Source organism: Alloprevotella rava, from assembly GCF_014195585.1.
Taxonomy (GTDB): domain Bacteria; phylum Bacteroidota; class Bacteroidia; order Bacteroidales; family Bacteroidaceae; genus Alloprevotella; species Alloprevotella rava.
This window is the reverse complement of sequence record NZ_JACICA010000006.1, coordinates 119512-135781: the sequence shown is the minus strand read 5'-3', so window position 1 is coordinate 135781 and position 16270 is coordinate 119512. Positions and strand designations below refer to the sequence as shown.

Genomic DNA, 16270 nt, shown 5'->3' with positions numbered 1-16270 from the left:
TTATTTATATGTCACTTTTATATCGTCGACCCAGAGCGTAGAACCTACAGCTCCTTCAAAGTAAGCTCCCAATCGGCTACTGGTCATAACTACGCTGATGGCATAACCGTTGTGCTTGAGGCGCGCCGTATCGAAAGTTTTACCATTCATAGGGCGGAACGGTTCTTCAAAGTAGGTCCACGTGCTTGGCTCCCCTGGGTTTGCAATTCGGGCTATACTTACGATGCGCTCGCTGCTGAGAACATTCGCGCCGTTGAGGGACTGGAAATTGTCAGGGTCTACCTCGAAGAGAACAGCATAGATGTCGGCGGTGTCTCGGCGGGAGGCGTCGACAGTTTTGTTACGGTCCGTAAATTCTGCGCCAGCTTTATATTTGTACCAGCCAGAGAGCTTTAAGGGTTCGCCTTTGACAATCTGGAGTCCGAAGCGTGTAGCCTCGAGCGGAGCCAGCATAGCTTTGTTGAGATTGAATGTGCCGATAAACAGGTTGCCTGCAGCGATGGGCATGGGCGGACGTGTTAGCATGCCGAAAGTACCTGTGCTGCGTGTCACGAGCTTTGCCGCTAAGCCTTTATGGCCGCCGCTAACAAAAGATGTGGGAAAATCGGTTGGCGAAGCTGCCATTCCCGTTAGATTGTAGCCCGCATTTCCGCTGCTCCATATATTGGAATTGACCGAGCCATCCTCCTGTCGTTGTAGCAACGTCATGTATTGGTGGCGGTTATTATTGTAGGCGAAATCTTCAAAGTCGCACGAATCGAGAGGCTGCGGCACTTCAAAACTTACCACGTAGTCCTTCGTGAAATGTCCGTCGGCCGAGCGAACGCTATAGGTCTGAGACTCGGAGAAGTCGTGGTACGCTGCCGAGTCGAAGGGCACACGCGTATTGTTGTCCTTATAGAGGAGCGTTGCCCCTGCGGAAATAGTGAATTGCGGGTTTAATGCCTTGACGCGGTCGTCTTTCTTATTGATAAAAAGGGTAATAGAAGCCGGCGTTGCCTGCTTGATGACGGGCGTTCCCAGTATGAGACCCGCGCCTTTGCTGTTGAGCCACTCCTGGCTGACGGATGTGATGTCGCACTCAGGGCTGAGAGCCTCCTCGCGGATGCAGGAGCTGAACAGCAAAAGGCTGCTGGCAGCTAATGCACTTATAAGTTTGATGGTCATAACTTGCAAAAAATTTGGTGCAAAGTTACAAAAAATCTATAGTGTACTTTGCTGAAATAGAGAGAATAAAACTTTTTGCGAACGGAAGCGTTTCAAAATTTCTTTCCAGAAATGATGCTGATGAAGGTCTTAAAGAGAATCTTCAGATTAAAAAGGAGGGAGTGGTGTTGGAGGTGGTAAAGGTCGGATTCAAGGCGCGTGAGCATCTCCTCGAGGGTTGTGGCGTAGCCGTTGTGCAGGGTGGCGTAGGATGTCACGCCCGGGCGCACCTGATAGAGGTACTTGTAGCGCGGGTCAACGGCTATAATCTGGTCGATGAAGTATTTGCGCTCCGGTCGCGGGCCTACAAACGCCATGTCGCCTATGAAAACGTTCCACAGCTGGGGCAGCTCGTCGAGGTGGTGGTCGCGAAGGAAGCGTCCGATACGCGTGAGGCGGTCCTCGTCCTCTTTGATGCAGAGCTGAGGCTTTCCCTCCTCAGCGTTGATTTTCATGCTGCGGAATTTATAGATGAAAAACGGCCGTCCGCCTTTTCCGATGCGCTCTTGGCGGTAGATGGCGGGGCCGCCGTCCTCGCGCTTAACGGCTATGTAGCAGAAGAGCATCAGCGGAGAGAACACGATGAGGCAGAAGAGCGATGCGATCAAGTCGAAGCCTCGTTCTGCGAATGACGACATACGCGACCACCGACCGAGCAAGTAGAGCTGGTCGTTCTTATCCTGCTTCTGTTGGTTGTCAGCAGAGAGCGGTTGTTTCGTATGTGTGTTTGTGTGGCTCAATGGAGGAGGAATGTGCTAATGTGCTAATGAGGTGGTTGAATGTGCTAATGAGATTTTTGAATGTGCTAATGTGCTAATGGGGAGCGGCAAAGCCGCGTTTGAATGTGCTAATATGGAAAATGTGAGAATGTGCTAATGCGTTTTTGAGTGATATAAGCTTTTGGGGCTCTTTGTCCTATTTCCCAAAGAGCGCCTTAGCTTTCTGCATCGTTTGAACGGGGAAGATACAAGCCATTTCCGTAGGGGCGAAATCGAAGAAGAGGACCGACTGTTTGAGAACTCCTAATGCCGTTTGAACGGTATGGGCTGCGTTCTCCTCCTTAATGAGCAAATCGATTTTTCGCCCTAAGTTGCCGAAGCGCATGACCGCGCGGTAGGCGCGCTCTCCTCTTCGGGCGTCTTTCTGGTTTAGCGTGTAGGGAAAATCCTCTGCCGGCAAACCAAGACGATGTATGAGAATCCAGCCGAAGGCGCGGAAGCCGTTCTCCATTCCCAGTGCTTTCAAGTGTTGGCGGAGTAAGTCTGTGTCCAACTCGTTGTGGAGCGCGTGGAGCGAACAAGCCAAGTCGCACACCTGCCGAATGCCCACGCCGCCGCGGATGAGGTGGAAAAACATGTGGATATAGGTGAAGAGGATGTTTAAGTCGGGCGGAAGCGTCGGCACATCTGCCTCGTTGATTTTTACGCGCATGGGGCGTTTCTGCAAAGCTTCGTCAACGACCGCGTTGAAGTAGCGCTGATGCGGCGCATAGTAGAAGTCGGTCAGTCGGCTGTGCATCTCGTATTCCACCCCATTTCCCTGGAAGTTGATATGCTTTCCCTTGGAGTCCGGGATAGTCCTACCGATTTGTTTCTCCACAACTTCTTTCACGCGCGGGAAGTTTTCCGCATCGCAGTAGAAGTCTATATCGCCCGGATTGCGCACCTCGGGGTGGGCATAAAAAGTCCCCGACACCTGGCCTTTAACCACCGCAAGGCTTAGTCCTTGTCGTTCGATGAAAGGAGCGAAGCGCGCGAGTTCTCCATTGAGGTGGTCGTTGCCCTCACGCGTGTGCTGTATGGCATATAGGCAGCGCGGCACGAGTTGCTTACCAATAGGAACGTTGTTGTCCACAAGTGCTCGAGCAGCAAGGGGTTCCACCGCGTGCTCTCTGGCCTCGTTGAGTAGTTCCTCGGCTTCTTTGGGCGAGAGCGATAGTTGGAGCGGCGTTTGCCACAGTTCGCTGCGCAGCACACTCAAGAGATTTTCTTCAAGCGGAGTCATTCAGTGTTTATTTTTTGCAAAGATAGAAAAAAAAGAAATCTTCCGGCTTTTGTGCGTAACTTTGTGAAGCGAGAACGCCTTTCGCAAAGAGTTTCTGACCTCCTTTCTATGGATAAACGTGATGGAAGAAACTTTCATTTTTCTTTACGCTAACGACCCACAATATTATGGTACGCATCCCCCTTTCTCCTTTGTTCTCCCCCATGTGCCGCTTGCGGTGCGCTCTCTTTCTCCTCCTCTTTCTTGCGATAAACGCACAACTTTTCGCTGCCCGTCCGCTCTTTTCGCGTGGCCGTTCGGTTTATAGCATAGTGCTTTCCCCCGATGCCTCGGTGTCGGAGCAAACGGCCGCCCGCGAGTTGCAACAGTATTTACGAGAGATGAGCGGCGCAACGCTCCCTATCTCGCACAACCTCACCACCGCAGGGCCGTGTGTTTATGTGGGCTATAACGCGAAGGTCGAAGCTTTGACCCACGCCCCGCAGCCGGCTGCCGACGACGAAACCTTCACCTATCGCACCATCGGTCAGCACCTCTGCATCTATGGCGGGCAGGAGCGGGGCACGATGTATGGCGTCTTCGCCTTTCTGGAGCAGCAGCTCGGCGTCCACTGGTACACGCCCACCTTTACCCAAGTGCCGCGGCGGCGCACATACTTCCTGCCGACCCTCAACCATACGGAAAGCCCCGCGCTGAAGATTCGCCAGCTCTACTATCATGAGGCCATGGAAAATCCAGCATGGTGCGCCCACAACCGGGTCAATTCCATTCATTCTTCAGTGCAGAACGAGTATGGCGGGATGTACTCCTATGGCGGCATACATACGTTTGAAATTTTCATCTCTCCTCACGAGTTTTTCGCCACCCACCCCGAGTTTTTCAGTCTCTACGACGGCCGCCGCATTGCCGACGGGCAACTCTGCCTTTCCAACCCCGAAGTGCTGCGCACCATGATTGCCCGCCTCCGCACCTATATAAATGAGCATCCAAGGCATTGGGTCTACAGTGTGTCGCAAAATGATAATCAGAAGCCCTGCCAATGTGCCAACTGCCGCGCCTTGGAGCAGCGCTATGGCGGCCATTCGGGATTGATGGTATGGTTTGTCAATCAGGTGGCAGCTGCTGTGGAACAGACGCATCCAGGCACACTCGTAGGCACGTTTGCCTATCAGTACACGCGCCACGCGCCGAAAGGCATTCGGCCGCGCCATAATGTCGTTATTCGCCTTTGCGACATTGAATGCTGCCTGGCTCATCCCATTGCTTCCGATGCGCAGAACGCAGCGTTTCTGAAGGATTTACACGATTGGTCCAGTATCGCTCCACGGCTCTATGTATGGGACTATGTGGTCAACTTTAGCAACTATCTGCTGCCTTTCCCCAATTTCGGCGTGTTAGCCTCCAATCTGCGGACCTTCCGCGACAATCGCTGCATTGGCGTGATGGAGGAAGGGCAATATCAGTCGGGCGAGAGCGAATTTTCTGAACTCCGCGCGTGGCTCTTGGCTCAATTGATGTGGAACCCAGAGCAGGACACCGATCGCCTTGTTCGCCGCTTCATCACCCACTACTACGGGGCGGCAGCTCCCTACATACAGCGTTATTTCTCAGCTTGCCAGAAGCTGGTCAGCCCTGAAGTTCATTTTCAGTGCCGCATCTTTGCCGATGATGCTATGTACACCGACCGCTTTCGCCTGCGGGCTGCTCAACTCCTTGAACAGGCGCGCCGCGCTGTGGTTTCCGACACATTGCTGACCCGTCGTGTCGACAATGTGCGCCTGCAAATGCTTTACCTCAATTATGTCCGCTCTGGCGAACTTCAAAATCCTTCCGCCGAACTCCTGCGCATTCTTCGTCGCAGCCGCACGCATATTGCCGAACCTCTTTCCGCCAAGAAATTTTTAGAAGGGAAGCGGTGAGGAGATAGGAGTCCCTCCATCTTCCCCATGAGGGGGAGTGCTCAGTTGCCTCTTGTTGAGAGGACTGATAAATGTGAGGAAAAATTGATAAAAGAGCGTTGAGATTGGAGAGGAGAAAATCTGCGCGTGGACGAAGATGCTGGAAAATATTTATGGAAATAGCCGTTTTTTTGTTCAAGAAAATTTGAAATCTGCTGGATTTTTGTGGAAACGAGGCTTTTTTGCCGTTTTTTTGGCTTCGTGGGGTGAAAAAGGAGCTTTGTTTGCCCGTCGGTTTCCTTATTGTGTCAGCTGGCTTCCTTATTGTGTTGGCCAGCGCAATAAGGCTGTTGGCGGATAGCCTTATTGTATTTGCGAATATCCTTATCCTGTTGTTTTGCGAGAAGGGGAGCGCGCGCGGAATTTGTATGAACGTTCGTCGATGCTCGCCTTCTTTGGCGCGGAAAAGTAGGACTTTCGTTGACAGAAATAAGAAACCTCTAACGCCAAGTGATCACTTATTGTTAGAGGTTGTCTGTATAATCCGTCGCAGAAATAAGACGGCTCTGAGTTAAAGTAAAAAAAAGTTATGTATTGTGCGTAGTAAGCGAACCGCAGTTGCTGGCCGTGTGGCCATAGATGCCGTGGGCGGTTGCTTTATGCAGGTTTTTTCGTCTCTATGTTCTGTGTTCTCTGTGTGGTTTAGTTCTGAAAAATCTGCCTTATAGGCATTATTCCTTGGTAGGAGTTTCTTTAGGATTTATCTTCTCAATCATATCGTCCAGCACGGGGATGATTCCCAAAACTGTCTCTACATCCAGGCCACACTGGGTGAGGTTTTGGCAAATGGCAGATGGGAAATTGGCTGCTTCTTGCTCCATAGCGCGCCCTTCTTTCGTGAGGGAAACGATGCGCTGGCGGGAGTCTACCATTCCGCGTGTGCGTACCACGATGCCCTGTTTTTCCATGCGTTGGAGTACAGGTGTGATTGTGTTGGTTTCCAACTTTAGGCGGTGTGCAATTTCGTTGACGGGCTGGTTGTTGTTCTCCCAGAGCACCATCAGCACGAGGTATTGCGGATAGGTGATGCCTAATTTGTCGAGCAGCGGCTTATAGCTCTGCGTGATGAGGCGGCTCGCCGTGTAGAGGCGGAAGCACAATTGGTTGGACAGTTTGAGTTGCTCGTATGCCATCAGTGATGTGTCAAATGTTATTATTATTGTGAGGGCCGTTTAGAGCATTTTCTCGATGTCCTCAGCGAGTTTGTTAGGGTTTGTGATAGGCGCGTATCGCTTGATGGTATTTCCGTCGCGCGAGATGAGAAACTTGGTGAAGTTCCATTTTATGCGACTGCCCAGAAACCCTTTCGTGTGGCTCTTGAGATACTTGAAGATGGGGTCGGCCTCGCTGCCGTTGACGTGTACCTTCTTCATGATTGGAAAAGATACCCCATAGTTCAGTCGGCAGAACTCTTCTGCTTGTGAACCGTCGGCGAGTTCTTGATTGGCAAAGTCGCCCGATGGGAAGCCAATCACCACGAGTCCGCGATCCCGATACTTCTGGTATAGTTTTTCCAAACCAGCAAACTGAGGCGTAAAGCCGCATTTGCTGGCCGTGTTAACAATGAGCAGGACTTTCCCTTTCAGTTCTGCGAATGATAGTTCTTTCCCGTTGCTTGTCTGTGCTGTAAAATCGTAGATGCTTGCCATGCTGATTTTTTTTATTAAGTTCCTGTGTAGTTCTATCGTTTTGATTTGCTGGCGAGCTTCTCTTTTTTCTATTCGCCTTTGGGCGAACGGTGATCACCATTATCCTGTTTGTTAACGCGCTTTATATCGTTCACGATGCAAAAGTGGGGCGTTTTCGTAAAATACGCAAGTTTTTTGACTGCCTTTTATAATTATTTAGCAAATATCGCGCGCGATGCAATACGGATATGTCATTTGTCGGTATTATTGACATCATGTTGCTCATGTATAGGAAAAATAGGCCTGCATTGCTGCGCTGGTGCGGGAAGAAGGATACAGGTAGCGAGAGACAAAAAGAATCGGCACACATCTTTTGGGAGATGTGTGCCGATGTGCTGATGGGCGATGTTGGGAGGGCTTTATTTGTAGCCGTGACTAACGCGCCAAATGAAATGAAAGAGACTGTAGATGGGATAACCGATGACGCCGCGCGGATAATGGAACAGCAGATGTTTGTTATCATTCATCGTGCGGAAGAGATGCCCCCATTTCGTTTCGCCCGCCTTTTTGCCCCGCCCGCCACGGGAGAAGTTGCCACCCTGCATAATGGTTTTCATTAGGAAGTTGCCTTCTTTGGTGTCTGGCTCGCAGAGTAAATACTGCTCTTCCAATCCGAGAACGCGGTGCTGTACGAACATCATAGCGCGGGCAAACTTGTACATACGAATGCGCTTGAGCCATTTCACCGTTTCTTGTCTTTCCTCTTCCGTGAAGCCCTGGCGCAGGATGTAGTAATAGTCCACAATTTGTCGTAAGCCGATGCCCTCGCTGAAGAAGTGCTTGTAGATATGCGCCAGCGAGTAGATGCGGTCGAACGCAGCCGTTGGAACGCCAATTTCTCCCACACCGTCAGGCAATTTGGTGCGGTGGGAGAATTGCTCTTCTTCCAAAGATTTTGTGAAGCGATTGACTTGCCAGAACGAGTAAGGCCATTGCGGATTGGCCGGAATGACGTGTACCTCCACCTCTGCATCATCGAAAATAGGATATTGGGCATGGTGAAATTCTATCTCCAGCGGTTCGTCCTTTTGTCCTTGCAAATAGCGGTACACCTTCTTCCGTCCGCCTTCCACCCAAATGTCGATATCGCCAGATTGGCGACAGTAGGGATTTGGATAGAGTAAAGCCACGCCTTGTCCCTTCAAGATGCAAGAGCGAAAGCCGTCCTGCCGAAACTTCTCGGTCAGTTCTGCAGCGCGCAAGTTGAGAAGTCGGTTTTTCTGTTCTATTTTCTTCGCCAATACAAACCATTCCATCATCAGTTCCGTAGGTGGTTGCAACTCCTTGGGCAACCGCTGAACACCCACATAGAGCAATCCCGCGACAGCATGGAGTTTGGCCGTGTCGTAAATTCTTTTCCACTCGTCCGGACTGATTTGATTTTTGAAAGCCACCTCGTGTCCCAACGACACTTGCAGCAGTTTGAAGAAAGGGTTCATGAAGCAGTTGTGTTAGTTATTTTTTTTGTAATAAAATCTTTAATTAAGATATGTAAATAAGGAAGTAGAATGCTCAAAAAGAATTTAGTAAATATACCAACTAATGGATGGACTTGGACTTCTCTTAACAGTAAAAAGATTATTGTATGGTAGCATAAAATTAGCATAGTATTCTGTCCTAACCAAATCATTATCGGTTTAAGATTTTTAGGGGTCTTTGAGGCAATGAGATACATCGAATAAGTACCTATAAATGCTGCAAACATTGATATAGGATATAAGGTACAATCATATGCTACAAAATCGAATCTCGCAAATATGATGCATAATATCCATACGATTATACCAAAAGAGTATTGTATCTTGCTGAGATGTATATTTAAAAGTTTCCAATAATATCCTATCGCATAGAAAATCAAGGCGCATGCGCCTTGTAAAATCCCGAAAGGAAGGCTGATAAAGTATTTGCCTATAATAAATGAGATAGTTGATAGTATAAGGCAAATTATAAATTTATGACTTGACTTTTGGATGAAATACCAAAATATTTTACACCAAAATAGGGCTACAAGAAACCAAATAGGTCCAATACGAGAATCAAGGTGTATTATTTCATTAGGAAAGCCTCCACAAAACGTAAATGTACCAATTAGTCCCTCAAAAGCGTGTCTATAGTTTATAAAAGAGACTAATATAACACATATTAGCGATGTTATAAGGAAAGGTGTTATCAGTTTTCTATAGCTCTTTTTTATGATGTTTTCGAGGTGCTCCTTTTTGTAGAAGAATCCCGATAAAATAAAGAACAGTGGCATATGAAAACTGAAAATGAATCTGCCAAGATAACCGAGACTAACGCAATGGCCTATAAGCATTAGTAGAATGCCTATAGCTTTTGTAATGTCTATTGTGTTATCACGCTTTACCATTTTTATGAGGAGATTAAAACTACAGACGATTTGAGAAAATTGTATATGTTGCTAATATAATAAAAGAATCAGCTTAGTTCTTTCTATTTCTCCACTGTATTCTCAATAATTTTTAGCATACGGCGTGCTAATTTTTTTCGATTGAAGTCAGCTGCAAGTTTAAGACAGCCTGCTTGGCATTGTTTATAAGTGTTCGGAACTATTAATTGGGATAATTTTTTTTTAAAATCATCTTCGTTTTCTGGTTCAAAGCAGAGGCCAGCTCCATAGGATTCAACGATTTCTTGTGCTTCGCCTTCCACTCCCATCAGGATGGGGATAGCCATTGCGGCATTTTCAAAAATCTTAGATGGGATAACGGTAGTGAAGAGTGGGTCTTTGCGAAGATTTATCAAACAGATATCAAGAATAGAGATATAATGTTTAACATCTTTTTTGGATACCGAAGGTAGCATTGTTACATTTGTGCATTTCAGTTCCTCTTTGAGTTTCAGTAGTTCTTCTTTGTTACCACCATCGCCTAAAAAAAGAAAGTGGAATTCGGTTTGGTTTTCCATGTTTTTGGCACATCTAAGGATGAAATCAAGTTTATGTGCCATACCATGTGTTCCGATATATCCGATAATCTTTTTGTCTCTTAGTCCAAGTTTGTCTAACAATTCTTGATCTTTTCTGATTGGCTTGAAAAGATCAAGATTGACACCGTTTTTGATTACTTCAATTTTGTTTTCTGGAAATCCTCTTTCAATTAGTTTCTTTTTGAAAGTATCTGTGACTACTACAATTTTCTTAGCTGAGTTGTAGCATCTTTCTTCTTGCCATTCCCAATAGCGAATAATTTTCCCTTGTTTTATGGCACCAACAGTCTTAATGCTTTCGGGCCATAAATCTCGTACCTCCATGATCCAAGGAGTGTGTTTCCAAAAGTGTAAAGTTCGAGCACTTAATGCTGTGAAAAATTGAGGAGACGTGGCAATTATTATATCTGCCTTCTGAAAAAGCCCTGCAAAGAAAGAAGTAATGGAGAAACTGATAAAATCAAGTGTGCGCTTAAGTATTCCTTTATTTGGAACTATATAAGTCCACACTCGAATTACTTTTATTCCATTGATAGTTTCTTTTTTATAGAATTGATTCTTGTAACCAGCGTAAACTTTTCCTTGTGGAAAATTAGGTTCTCCTGTGATTATAGTTACCTCAGCGCCTGCTTTAACCCATTCTTGGCAATGCTCAAAAGTACGAGTGGCAGGGGCATTGACTTCTGGAGGAAAGTTATCAGTAAGAAAGAGTATTCTCATAGTTGTTTATCCTAAAAAAATGGCTTTTATTGCACCTAAAATTCTGGTGAAATAAAACTTAGTACTATAAGTTTTAAACGAAGTGAAGTAAAGTTTAGATTCTGCAAGAATGAGTCTGGAAGCATTAAAGATACGTTTTTTATAAGAACGTTTTTTGGTTGATGCACTATTGGTTCTATAACGTCTGTAGTATATAGCATTAGGGGAAGAAAATTTTATGAATCTAAATTTATCTGAAATTTCAAACATGAAAAGGCTATCTTCTCCATTTTTGAACGTTGTATTAAATTGCCTATCTTGGATGATATCTTTTGCGATGAGTTTCATACATGGCCCAGAAAAAAATTTTCTTGCGATTTGAAAATTATGTTTCTTTCCATCTGCATATTTGTCAAAGACTTTTGTTATACGATATGAAAGTTCCTTGTTTTCACCATCATAAAAGGCAATAGGACGACATAACCCTATAGTTTCATTATCACTGATTTCTAATAGTTCTTGTAAGTAACAGTCTGAAATATAGTCGTCATCATCAATAAAAGTGATGAAACGCCCTTTGGCACGTTTTAGTGCAATATTTCTTGCATTTGAAACACCTGGTGTTTCTGTATGTAATAAGATAAAATTAGAATCTTTATGTGCCTCTATAAAATTATTGATTTTAGTATAAAAAGGCTCATTGCAGCCATTTAGAACTATAATTATTTCAATTTTTTTTGAGGACAATGTTTGTCTAGAAAGTGATTCTAGGCAAGTAAAAATATAATCTTTAGGTTTATAAGTAGGTATAATTACTGATATTTCAATTTTTTTACCAGGCATTATAATATTCCTTTTGATTTGATAAAAATGTGCGATATGGGCAATAAGGATCCTTTATAGTTAATCCTTTTTGATATGACGATGATGCTAACCAGATTGTGTATACAAATATAATACAGGAGAATATGTAAGTTAAGTATTTAACTATCTTATTATTGGAGATTTCAATAATATTAGGAAGGATAATAATGAGTGTTATCAGATAAAAGGTTGAAAGTCTACCACCGAGTGTAGCAAAGGGACTAAAAATATTATAAATAATCGTACCAGTTACGAATAGTTTAAAATAGTATGCTAATTTCTCTTTGTTTTCATCTTCATTATTTAAGTGTTTCTTTAATATAAACAAGAGAAAAATAAAAATGAAATTTACTAGGTAAAACAATCCTTTATATCCTTTTAATTCTTCGGTACTCATCATAAAAAAATGAGCTCTTTCGATGAATGAAACTCCAGTATTTATTCTCAAGAATAAAGGAATTAAAATGTATAGGAAAAAAGATAAAATATAAAAGAATACGATCTTTTTATTATTTAGATGAATTCGTTTTATGATGATTGCAAGTAAAAGAATCCATGCTGAGGAATGAAATAATATGGCTAGTATTAAAGGGATAGAGGCTTTGATATATTTATTTTGAAATAAGTATATAAAATAGATTGTACCTAAGGATACGGCACACATTTGTCGGATAATTGATAATGAGGCCCAAAAAAATAAAGGGAGACTCATAAAGATCAATATGGATATTTTTTTGTTCATCGATTCTCTTTTTATGAAGAAAGCGGTAGAACCAATTATTACGAGTGATGTGATGATAAAGAATAATTGTGAAAAATGTAGTTTTCTTGATGATAAAATAAGAAATCTGCTTAGCGGCTCAAATCTGTCAAATTCTGCATCGTAAGTGTTGTGTCCTAAAATTATAGTTAGATAGTTTGAATAATCGTATCCAACGTTATATCTGATAGCGCAAACTCCACCAACAAGTATAACGAATATAGGGAGTATGTATTTATTCTTTAATAAAAGAAGAACAGAAAGAATCAGAATATAGAAGATCATTGTTCTGTAATTTCTTTTAATATGTTAATCCAGCGTTGTTCCCAAATATCAAATGAAAAAGAAGATTCAATAGTCTTTTGTGCATTTTGAGATAAGTATTCAATTTTTTCTGGATTCTTTGTTAAAAAAGAAATTTTATCAATTATATCTTTAGATGAATTAGGGCGAACAAAATATCCATTAAAATTATCAAGTATGATATTTGTCATACCGCCAACACAGGTACAGATGCAAACATTTCCTGTCGACATAGCCTCTAACAAGGAGAAAGATGTACCTTCAGATCCTATAGTAGGAATGATGGCGATATCAAAACAGCTATGGAAAGCTAATGATTCTGCTTGTTTATATTTGGTTATTTTTACATTTTTATTGTTTTTTGCTATTTTTTCTACTTGATCTAAGTATGGGCCATCACCTGCAAAAGTGAAGTGTAGTGAATCAGTATTTTTGAAATGCTGCACCACGTTCATGAAAATTTCTATTCCTCTTCTTCTAACAAATCTTCTAGCAAATAAGACTTCTATTGGCTTGTCTGTAGGCTTTGGGAAAAGTCTTTTGTCGTGTAAATGAGAAAAGTTAGGTATAACAAAAATTTTGTCTTCTTCATCAGGAAGACAAAAAGTTCTGTACCAATTCCAAAAATTGTAATCAACACAAACGTGATACTTTGCTTTTGTAAAAACTTTACGAGCTCTTCGTCGTTGTAAGAATTTAAAGAAATGGCCTAGACCCAATTTATAGGCTTTATATCTGAATTTATCTTCTAACGGGTAATAATCAAAATCTATCCCATGCTGTATAGAAATAGATCTTTTATGATCTGTCTTAATAGAGAAAGTATCTGTTCCCCAGATCAGTATATCTTCTTCCTTTATTTTGTTCTTTATTTTTTTATACAGAAATTTATGGAAATCGTTGTTGACAGAATGCTTGAATCCATAAAATTGGATTCCTTCAACCTTTTTTGAGAAATTTTTATTAGCGCATTGAACTATTATGGGAAAGATTCCTAATTTAATAATCACCCGAGCTAAATTTTCTAAATAGGTTTCAATTCCTCCTATTACGAAATTGTTACCATCTAAGTCTAATAAATGTTTATAAATGATGAAAGCTTTCATAGATGTCATTATAAAATATCCTTTTCCTTTTCTAAAAGTGTATTTTCATTAGGGGAAATACAATTAAAATAGAAAATTCAGATATCTAAAACAGAAGGACTTAGAAATCTGAATTTAATAAAAAATAGAATAATTAGATGTGATAAACTCCAGGTAAGTCAATGATATTTTGACAGTCGAGAATAATCTTACCCTTTAATTTATTTATGTTATTTCTGATCTCATCGTGTTTAACCATGATGACAACCATATCAATATCGTTTAAGAAATCATCAAGATTATGAATTTGATTAGGTACAATGTCTTCTGTAACGAATGGGTCATAGCTCTTCAATGGATGCGCCAAATGACGTTCTTGTATGTTGATTAGTTGGAGTGTAGGGCTTTCACGCACATCATCAACATTCTCCTTGTAAGTCAAACCATATAAGCCTACTCGTCGGTTGCCTGAAATACCGTTATTCTTCATGATCTCATAAATACGTTCTAAAACAAAAGTTGGTTGGCTATCGTTTGTTCTCATCGATTCGTCAATCACTTTTGCCAATTGAGGATAATCGCCGACTAAAAACCATGGATCCACACTAATGCAATGTCCTCCGACTCCAGGGCCAGGATTGAGGATATTGACACGTGGGTGCATATTGCAGATTTTAATAATCTCATACACGTCCATGTTATCATGACGGCAGATGCGGCTTAATTCGTTTGCAAAAGCAATATTGACAGCTCTAAATGTGTTTTCTACAACTTTGGTCATTTCTGCCGTACGAATGTCTGTAACAACAATATCTCCTTGACAGAAAGATGAGTAATAACTTTTTACTTTCTCTCCAATTTCTAAATTGTCGGCTCCAATGGTGCGGTTGTTGTGCAGTAATTCGTAAATCATATTGCCAGGAATAATACGTTCTGGCGCATGAACTAAATTTATATCTTTCCCTATTTTGAATCCGTTTTCTTCAATGACAGGACGTATAAATTTGTCTATCGTTCCAGGACTGACAGTGGACTCAATTACAATGGTTGCACCCTTTGGACAAACCTTCATAATATTTTTCACTGCTGCAATAATATAGCATGCATCGACTTTTTTTGAAAAATGATCGTAAGGAGTAGGCACTGATACAATGTACATATCAGTGCTCTGATACTTGTGGGTGAACCTAATTCCTGCTTTGACAGCAGCATTGAAAAGTTCATCAAGGCCTTTTTCTTTGAATGTTGTTTTGCCGTGATTTAGAGAGTCTACAAGTTCCTTATTATAATCGGTGCCGATAACTTCAACACCATGAGAGGCCATCATCAGGGCTGTAGGAAGACCTATATAGCCTAATCCAATTACATTAATCATTATCTAAAATTTTATTTATTATTTTATAATGTGTCTGAGATATATAATTTGCAGTATTGCATGAATGATATATGAGCATAGGATTGCAAGTGAAATTCCTGTAGAAGCGAGCCCATTTTGTAAGAAAATAGAGCTAAATAAAACGGCCATGATGCCCCATAAAATATTGAAAGAGAATCCTGTCCACATCTTAGAGCGACTGGAGATAGACAAACCTACTACTGAAGAAATAGAGGTGAATATTGTTGAGATTGCTAAAAAGATTAGCGTCCAGTGGTTTGTAAAGCCTTTACCATATATACTCAGTATAAAATTACTACCTATGCAAATGATGAGAGAAAGGATCGTTGCAATTATTGCATTTAACGAGATGTTATAGTAAAGGATCTTTTTGTACTTCTTTTGATCTTCATGAACAATGCTTGAGAGTATAGGAAGAACAATCTGACTGACTGCCGTAGGAATGAATAAAATTATAGTTTTCCATTGATCTGCAGCTTCATATATAGCCAGTTCTGAAAAAGACGTGTTTCGAACAAGCATTGTACGTATAATCCAATATGTTGGGGCAATCATTATAGAAGATAATGCTGCAGGTAGACTAAATGTATACAATAGCTTTAAGTCTTCTTTTCTTAGCTGTGAAAAATGTGGTCTTATCTGGAGTGTATGTAAGTTGCGTCTAATCGCTATATTATTAGTTACATATAGAGTGATGAATCCACAACCATAACCTAAGATAGCTCCATTTACTCCGTAGAAATATCCTCCGATAAGCATACAAGCAGCTTCAGAAAAGCTTCCGACAAGCGTATTTATAGCTATAGATTTGAAATCTTCAAAGCCTGCTAAAGTTCCTTGTTGAGCTGAGTCGATAACTGCTAAAAATAGCAGAAGCGCTCCTAATTGGATTGTAGAAGTAAGTTCTGGTGCATTTAGTGTGCGATTTGCAAGTGTTGGGGATAAAAAGAAAATAGCTGCGGTTACTAAGCATCCTGTACCGAAAGCGAAAAAATTTGTAAGTATATAAATTGAACTAACATGTTCTTGATCACTTGTTTTGAACTGAGCAATATATTTTGTAGCAGTCAATCCGAGACCTGCAGCACCAAAAACAATAAAGAGATTTATCGTGGAGCGTACCATGTTAAATTCACCATATTCTTTTTGACCAAGGACATGTGCGCAAGCAATACCTGCAAGAAGTATTACAAGCTTTGCCAAAGCTGTTCCAGAGAATGACCAAAAGGCTCCATGGGCCATACGTGTTGCTATTTCAGAAGTTTCTATCTTTGTTTTGATTCTTCTGTAAAGATGTTTTTTTTCTCTAGTCATATATATATACCTTAGAGCTTTCGTCTCATAGAAAAGACTATGATTGT

At 42.1% G+C, this 16270-nt stretch carries 15 protein-coding genes; 2 read left to right on the top strand and 13 right to left on the bottom strand.

The window, feature by feature from the left end; genetic code table 11:
* From FHS60_RS06670 to FHS60_RS06660, 3 genes are all read right to left on the bottom strand, one after another.
* A complete protein-coding gene (locus FHS60_RS06670) occupies positions 1 to 1167 on the bottom strand; it encodes a PCMD domain-containing protein (RefSeq protein WP_183696785.1) in 1167 nt (388 codons plus the stop codon).
* Between the two features lie 92 nt (positions 1168 to 1259).
* Positions 1260 to 1844 (bottom strand): sugar transferase, encoded by a 585-nt coding sequence (locus tag FHS60_RS06665; RefSeq protein ID WP_183696826.1) that lies wholly within the window; start codon positions 1842 to 1844, stop codon positions 1260 to 1262.
* Between the two features lie 277 nt (positions 1845 to 2121).
* Positions 2122 to 3210 carry a nucleotidyltransferase family protein gene (locus FHS60_RS06660; protein WP_183696781.1) on the bottom strand — a complete coding sequence of 363 codons (1089 nt, stop codon included), beginning with the start codon at positions 3208 to 3210 and terminating at the stop codon, positions 2122 to 2124.
* A 167-nt stretch (positions 3211 to 3377) separates the two neighbouring features.
* Between FHS60_RS06660 and FHS60_RS06655 the strand changes: the two genes are divergently transcribed.
* Positions 3378 to 5129: a DUF4838 domain-containing protein gene (locus FHS60_RS06655; RefSeq protein ID WP_183696778.1), complete on the top strand. Its 1752-nt coding sequence runs from the start codon at positions 3378 to 3380 to the stop codon at positions 5127 to 5129.
* A gap of 136 nt (positions 5130 to 5265) precedes the next feature.
* Positions 5266 to 5469 (top strand): hypothetical protein, encoded by a 204-nt coding sequence (locus FHS60_RS06650; protein WP_183696774.1) that lies wholly within the window; start codon positions 5266 to 5268, stop codon positions 5467 to 5469.
* 370 nt (positions 5470 to 5839) lie between these two features.
* On the opposite strand, the gene FHS60_RS06645 is transcribed toward FHS60_RS06650, so the two are convergent.
* The 10 genes from FHS60_RS06645 to FHS60_RS06600 form a co-directional block, all read right to left on the bottom strand.
* A complete protein-coding gene (locus FHS60_RS06645; protein ID WP_183696771.1) occupies positions 5840 to 6301 on the bottom strand; it encodes a MarR family winged helix-turn-helix transcriptional regulator in 462 nt (153 codons plus the stop codon).
* Positions 6302 to 6340: 39 nt separating this feature from the next.
* On the bottom strand, positions 6341 to 6817 hold the full coding sequence (locus tag FHS60_RS06640; RefSeq protein WP_183696768.1) for a glutathione peroxidase: 477 nt from the start codon (positions 6815 to 6817) through the stop codon (positions 6341 to 6343).
* A gap of 398 nt (positions 6818 to 7215) precedes the next feature.
* Positions 7216 to 8295 carry a nucleotidyltransferase domain-containing protein gene (locus FHS60_RS06635; RefSeq protein WP_183696765.1) on the bottom strand — a complete coding sequence of 360 codons (1080 nt, stop codon included), beginning with the start codon at positions 8293 to 8295 and terminating at the stop codon, positions 7216 to 7218.
* Positions 8292 to 9224 (bottom strand): acyltransferase family protein, encoded by a 933-nt coding sequence (locus tag FHS60_RS10525; RefSeq protein WP_183696762.1) that lies wholly within the window; start codon positions 9222 to 9224, stop codon positions 8292 to 8294. Before FHS60_RS10525 ends, FHS60_RS06635 begins: the two co-directional genes overlap by 4 nt.
* Positions 9225 to 9307: 83 nt before the next feature.
* Positions 9308 to 10522: a glycosyltransferase family 4 protein gene (locus FHS60_RS06625; protein WP_183696759.1), complete on the bottom strand. Its 1215-nt coding sequence runs from the start codon at positions 10520 to 10522 to the stop codon at positions 9308 to 9310.
* A 6-nt stretch (positions 10523 to 10528) separates the two neighbouring features.
* On the bottom strand, positions 10529 to 11344 hold the full coding sequence (locus FHS60_RS06620; RefSeq protein WP_183696756.1) for a glycosyltransferase family 2 protein: 816 nt from the start codon (positions 11342 to 11344) through the stop codon (positions 10529 to 10531).
* The gene (locus FHS60_RS10520) at positions 11334 to 12410 is read right to left on the bottom strand and encodes an EpsG family protein (RefSeq protein WP_183696753.1); all 1077 of its coding nucleotides are present in this window, start codon (positions 12408 to 12410) and stop codon (positions 11334 to 11336) included. Before FHS60_RS10520 ends, FHS60_RS06620 begins: the two co-directional genes overlap by 11 nt.
* Complete coding sequence (locus tag FHS60_RS06610) at positions 12407 to 13534, bottom strand: glycosyltransferase family 4 protein (RefSeq protein ID WP_183696750.1); 1128 nt, start codon at positions 13532 to 13534, stop codon at positions 12407 to 12409. Before FHS60_RS06610 ends, FHS60_RS10520 begins: the two co-directional genes overlap by 4 nt.
* Before the next feature lie 133 nt (positions 13535 to 13667).
* Entirely contained in the window at positions 13668 to 14888 is a 1221-nt protein-coding gene (locus tag FHS60_RS06605; RefSeq protein WP_183696747.1) for a nucleotide sugar dehydrogenase, read from the bottom strand.
* An 18-nt stretch (positions 14889 to 14906) separates the two neighbouring features.
* Positions 14907 to 16223 carry an oligosaccharide flippase family protein gene (locus tag FHS60_RS06600; protein ID WP_183696744.1) on the bottom strand — a complete coding sequence of 439 codons (1317 nt, stop codon included), beginning with the start codon at positions 16221 to 16223 and terminating at the stop codon, positions 14907 to 14909.
* Between the last annotated feature and the right edge of the window lie 47 nt (positions 16224 to 16270).

Excerpts from the sequence above, each read along its gene's own strand:
- FHS60_RS06645 (WP_183696771.1), bottom strand. The coding sequence starts at position 6,301 with ATGGCATACGAGCAACTCAAACTGTCCAACCAATTGTGCTTCCGCCTC.
- FHS60_RS06670 (WP_183696785.1), bottom strand. The coding sequence starts at position 1,167 with ATGACCATCAAACTTATAAGTGCATTAGCTGCCAGCAGCCTTTTGCTG.
- FHS60_RS06625 (WP_183696759.1), bottom strand. The coding sequence starts at position 10,522 with ATGAGAATACTCTTTCTTACTGATAACTTTCCTCCAGAAGTCAATGCC.
- FHS60_RS06610 (WP_183696750.1), bottom strand. The coding sequence starts at position 13,534 with ATGAAAGCTTTCATCATTTATAAACATTTATTAGACTTAGATGGTAAC.
- FHS60_RS06650 (WP_183696774.1), top strand. The coding sequence starts at position 5,266 with ATGCTGGAAAATATTTATGGAAATAGCCGTTTTTTTGTTCAAGAAAAT.
- FHS60_RS06600 (WP_183696744.1), bottom strand. The coding sequence starts at position 16,223 with ATGACTAGAGAAAAAAAACATCTTTACAGAAGAATCAAAACAAAGATA.
- FHS60_RS06665 (WP_183696826.1), bottom strand. The coding sequence starts at position 1,844 with ATGTCGTCATTCGCAGAACGAGGCTTCGACTTGATCGCATCGCTCTTC.
- FHS60_RS06620 (WP_183696756.1), bottom strand. The coding sequence starts at position 11,344 with ATGCCTGGTAAAAAAATTGAAATATCAGTAATTATACCTACTTATAAA.
- FHS60_RS10525 (WP_183696762.1), bottom strand. The coding sequence starts at position 9,224 with ATGGTAAAGCGTGATAACACAATAGACATTACAAAAGCTATAGGCATT.
- FHS60_RS06635 (WP_183696765.1), bottom strand. The coding sequence starts at position 8,295 with ATGAACCCTTTCTTCAAACTGCTGCAAGTGTCGTTGGGACACGAGGTG.
- FHS60_RS06605 (WP_183696747.1), bottom strand. The coding sequence starts at position 14,888 with ATGATTAATGTAATTGGATTAGGCTATATAGGTCTTCCTACAGCCCTG.
- FHS60_RS06640 (WP_183696768.1), bottom strand. The coding sequence starts at position 6,817 with ATGGCAAGCATCTACGATTTTACAGCACAGACAAGCAACGGGAAAGAA.
- FHS60_RS06655 (WP_183696778.1), top strand. The coding sequence starts at position 3,378 with ATGGTACGCATCCCCCTTTCTCCTTTGTTCTCCCCCATGTGCCGCTTG.
- FHS60_RS06660 (WP_183696781.1), bottom strand. The coding sequence starts at position 3,210 with ATGACTCCGCTTGAAGAAAATCTCTTGAGTGTGCTGCGCAGCGAACTG.
- FHS60_RS10520 (WP_183696753.1), bottom strand. The coding sequence starts at position 12,410 with ATGATCTTCTATATTCTGATTCTTTCTGTTCTTCTTTTATTAAAGAAT.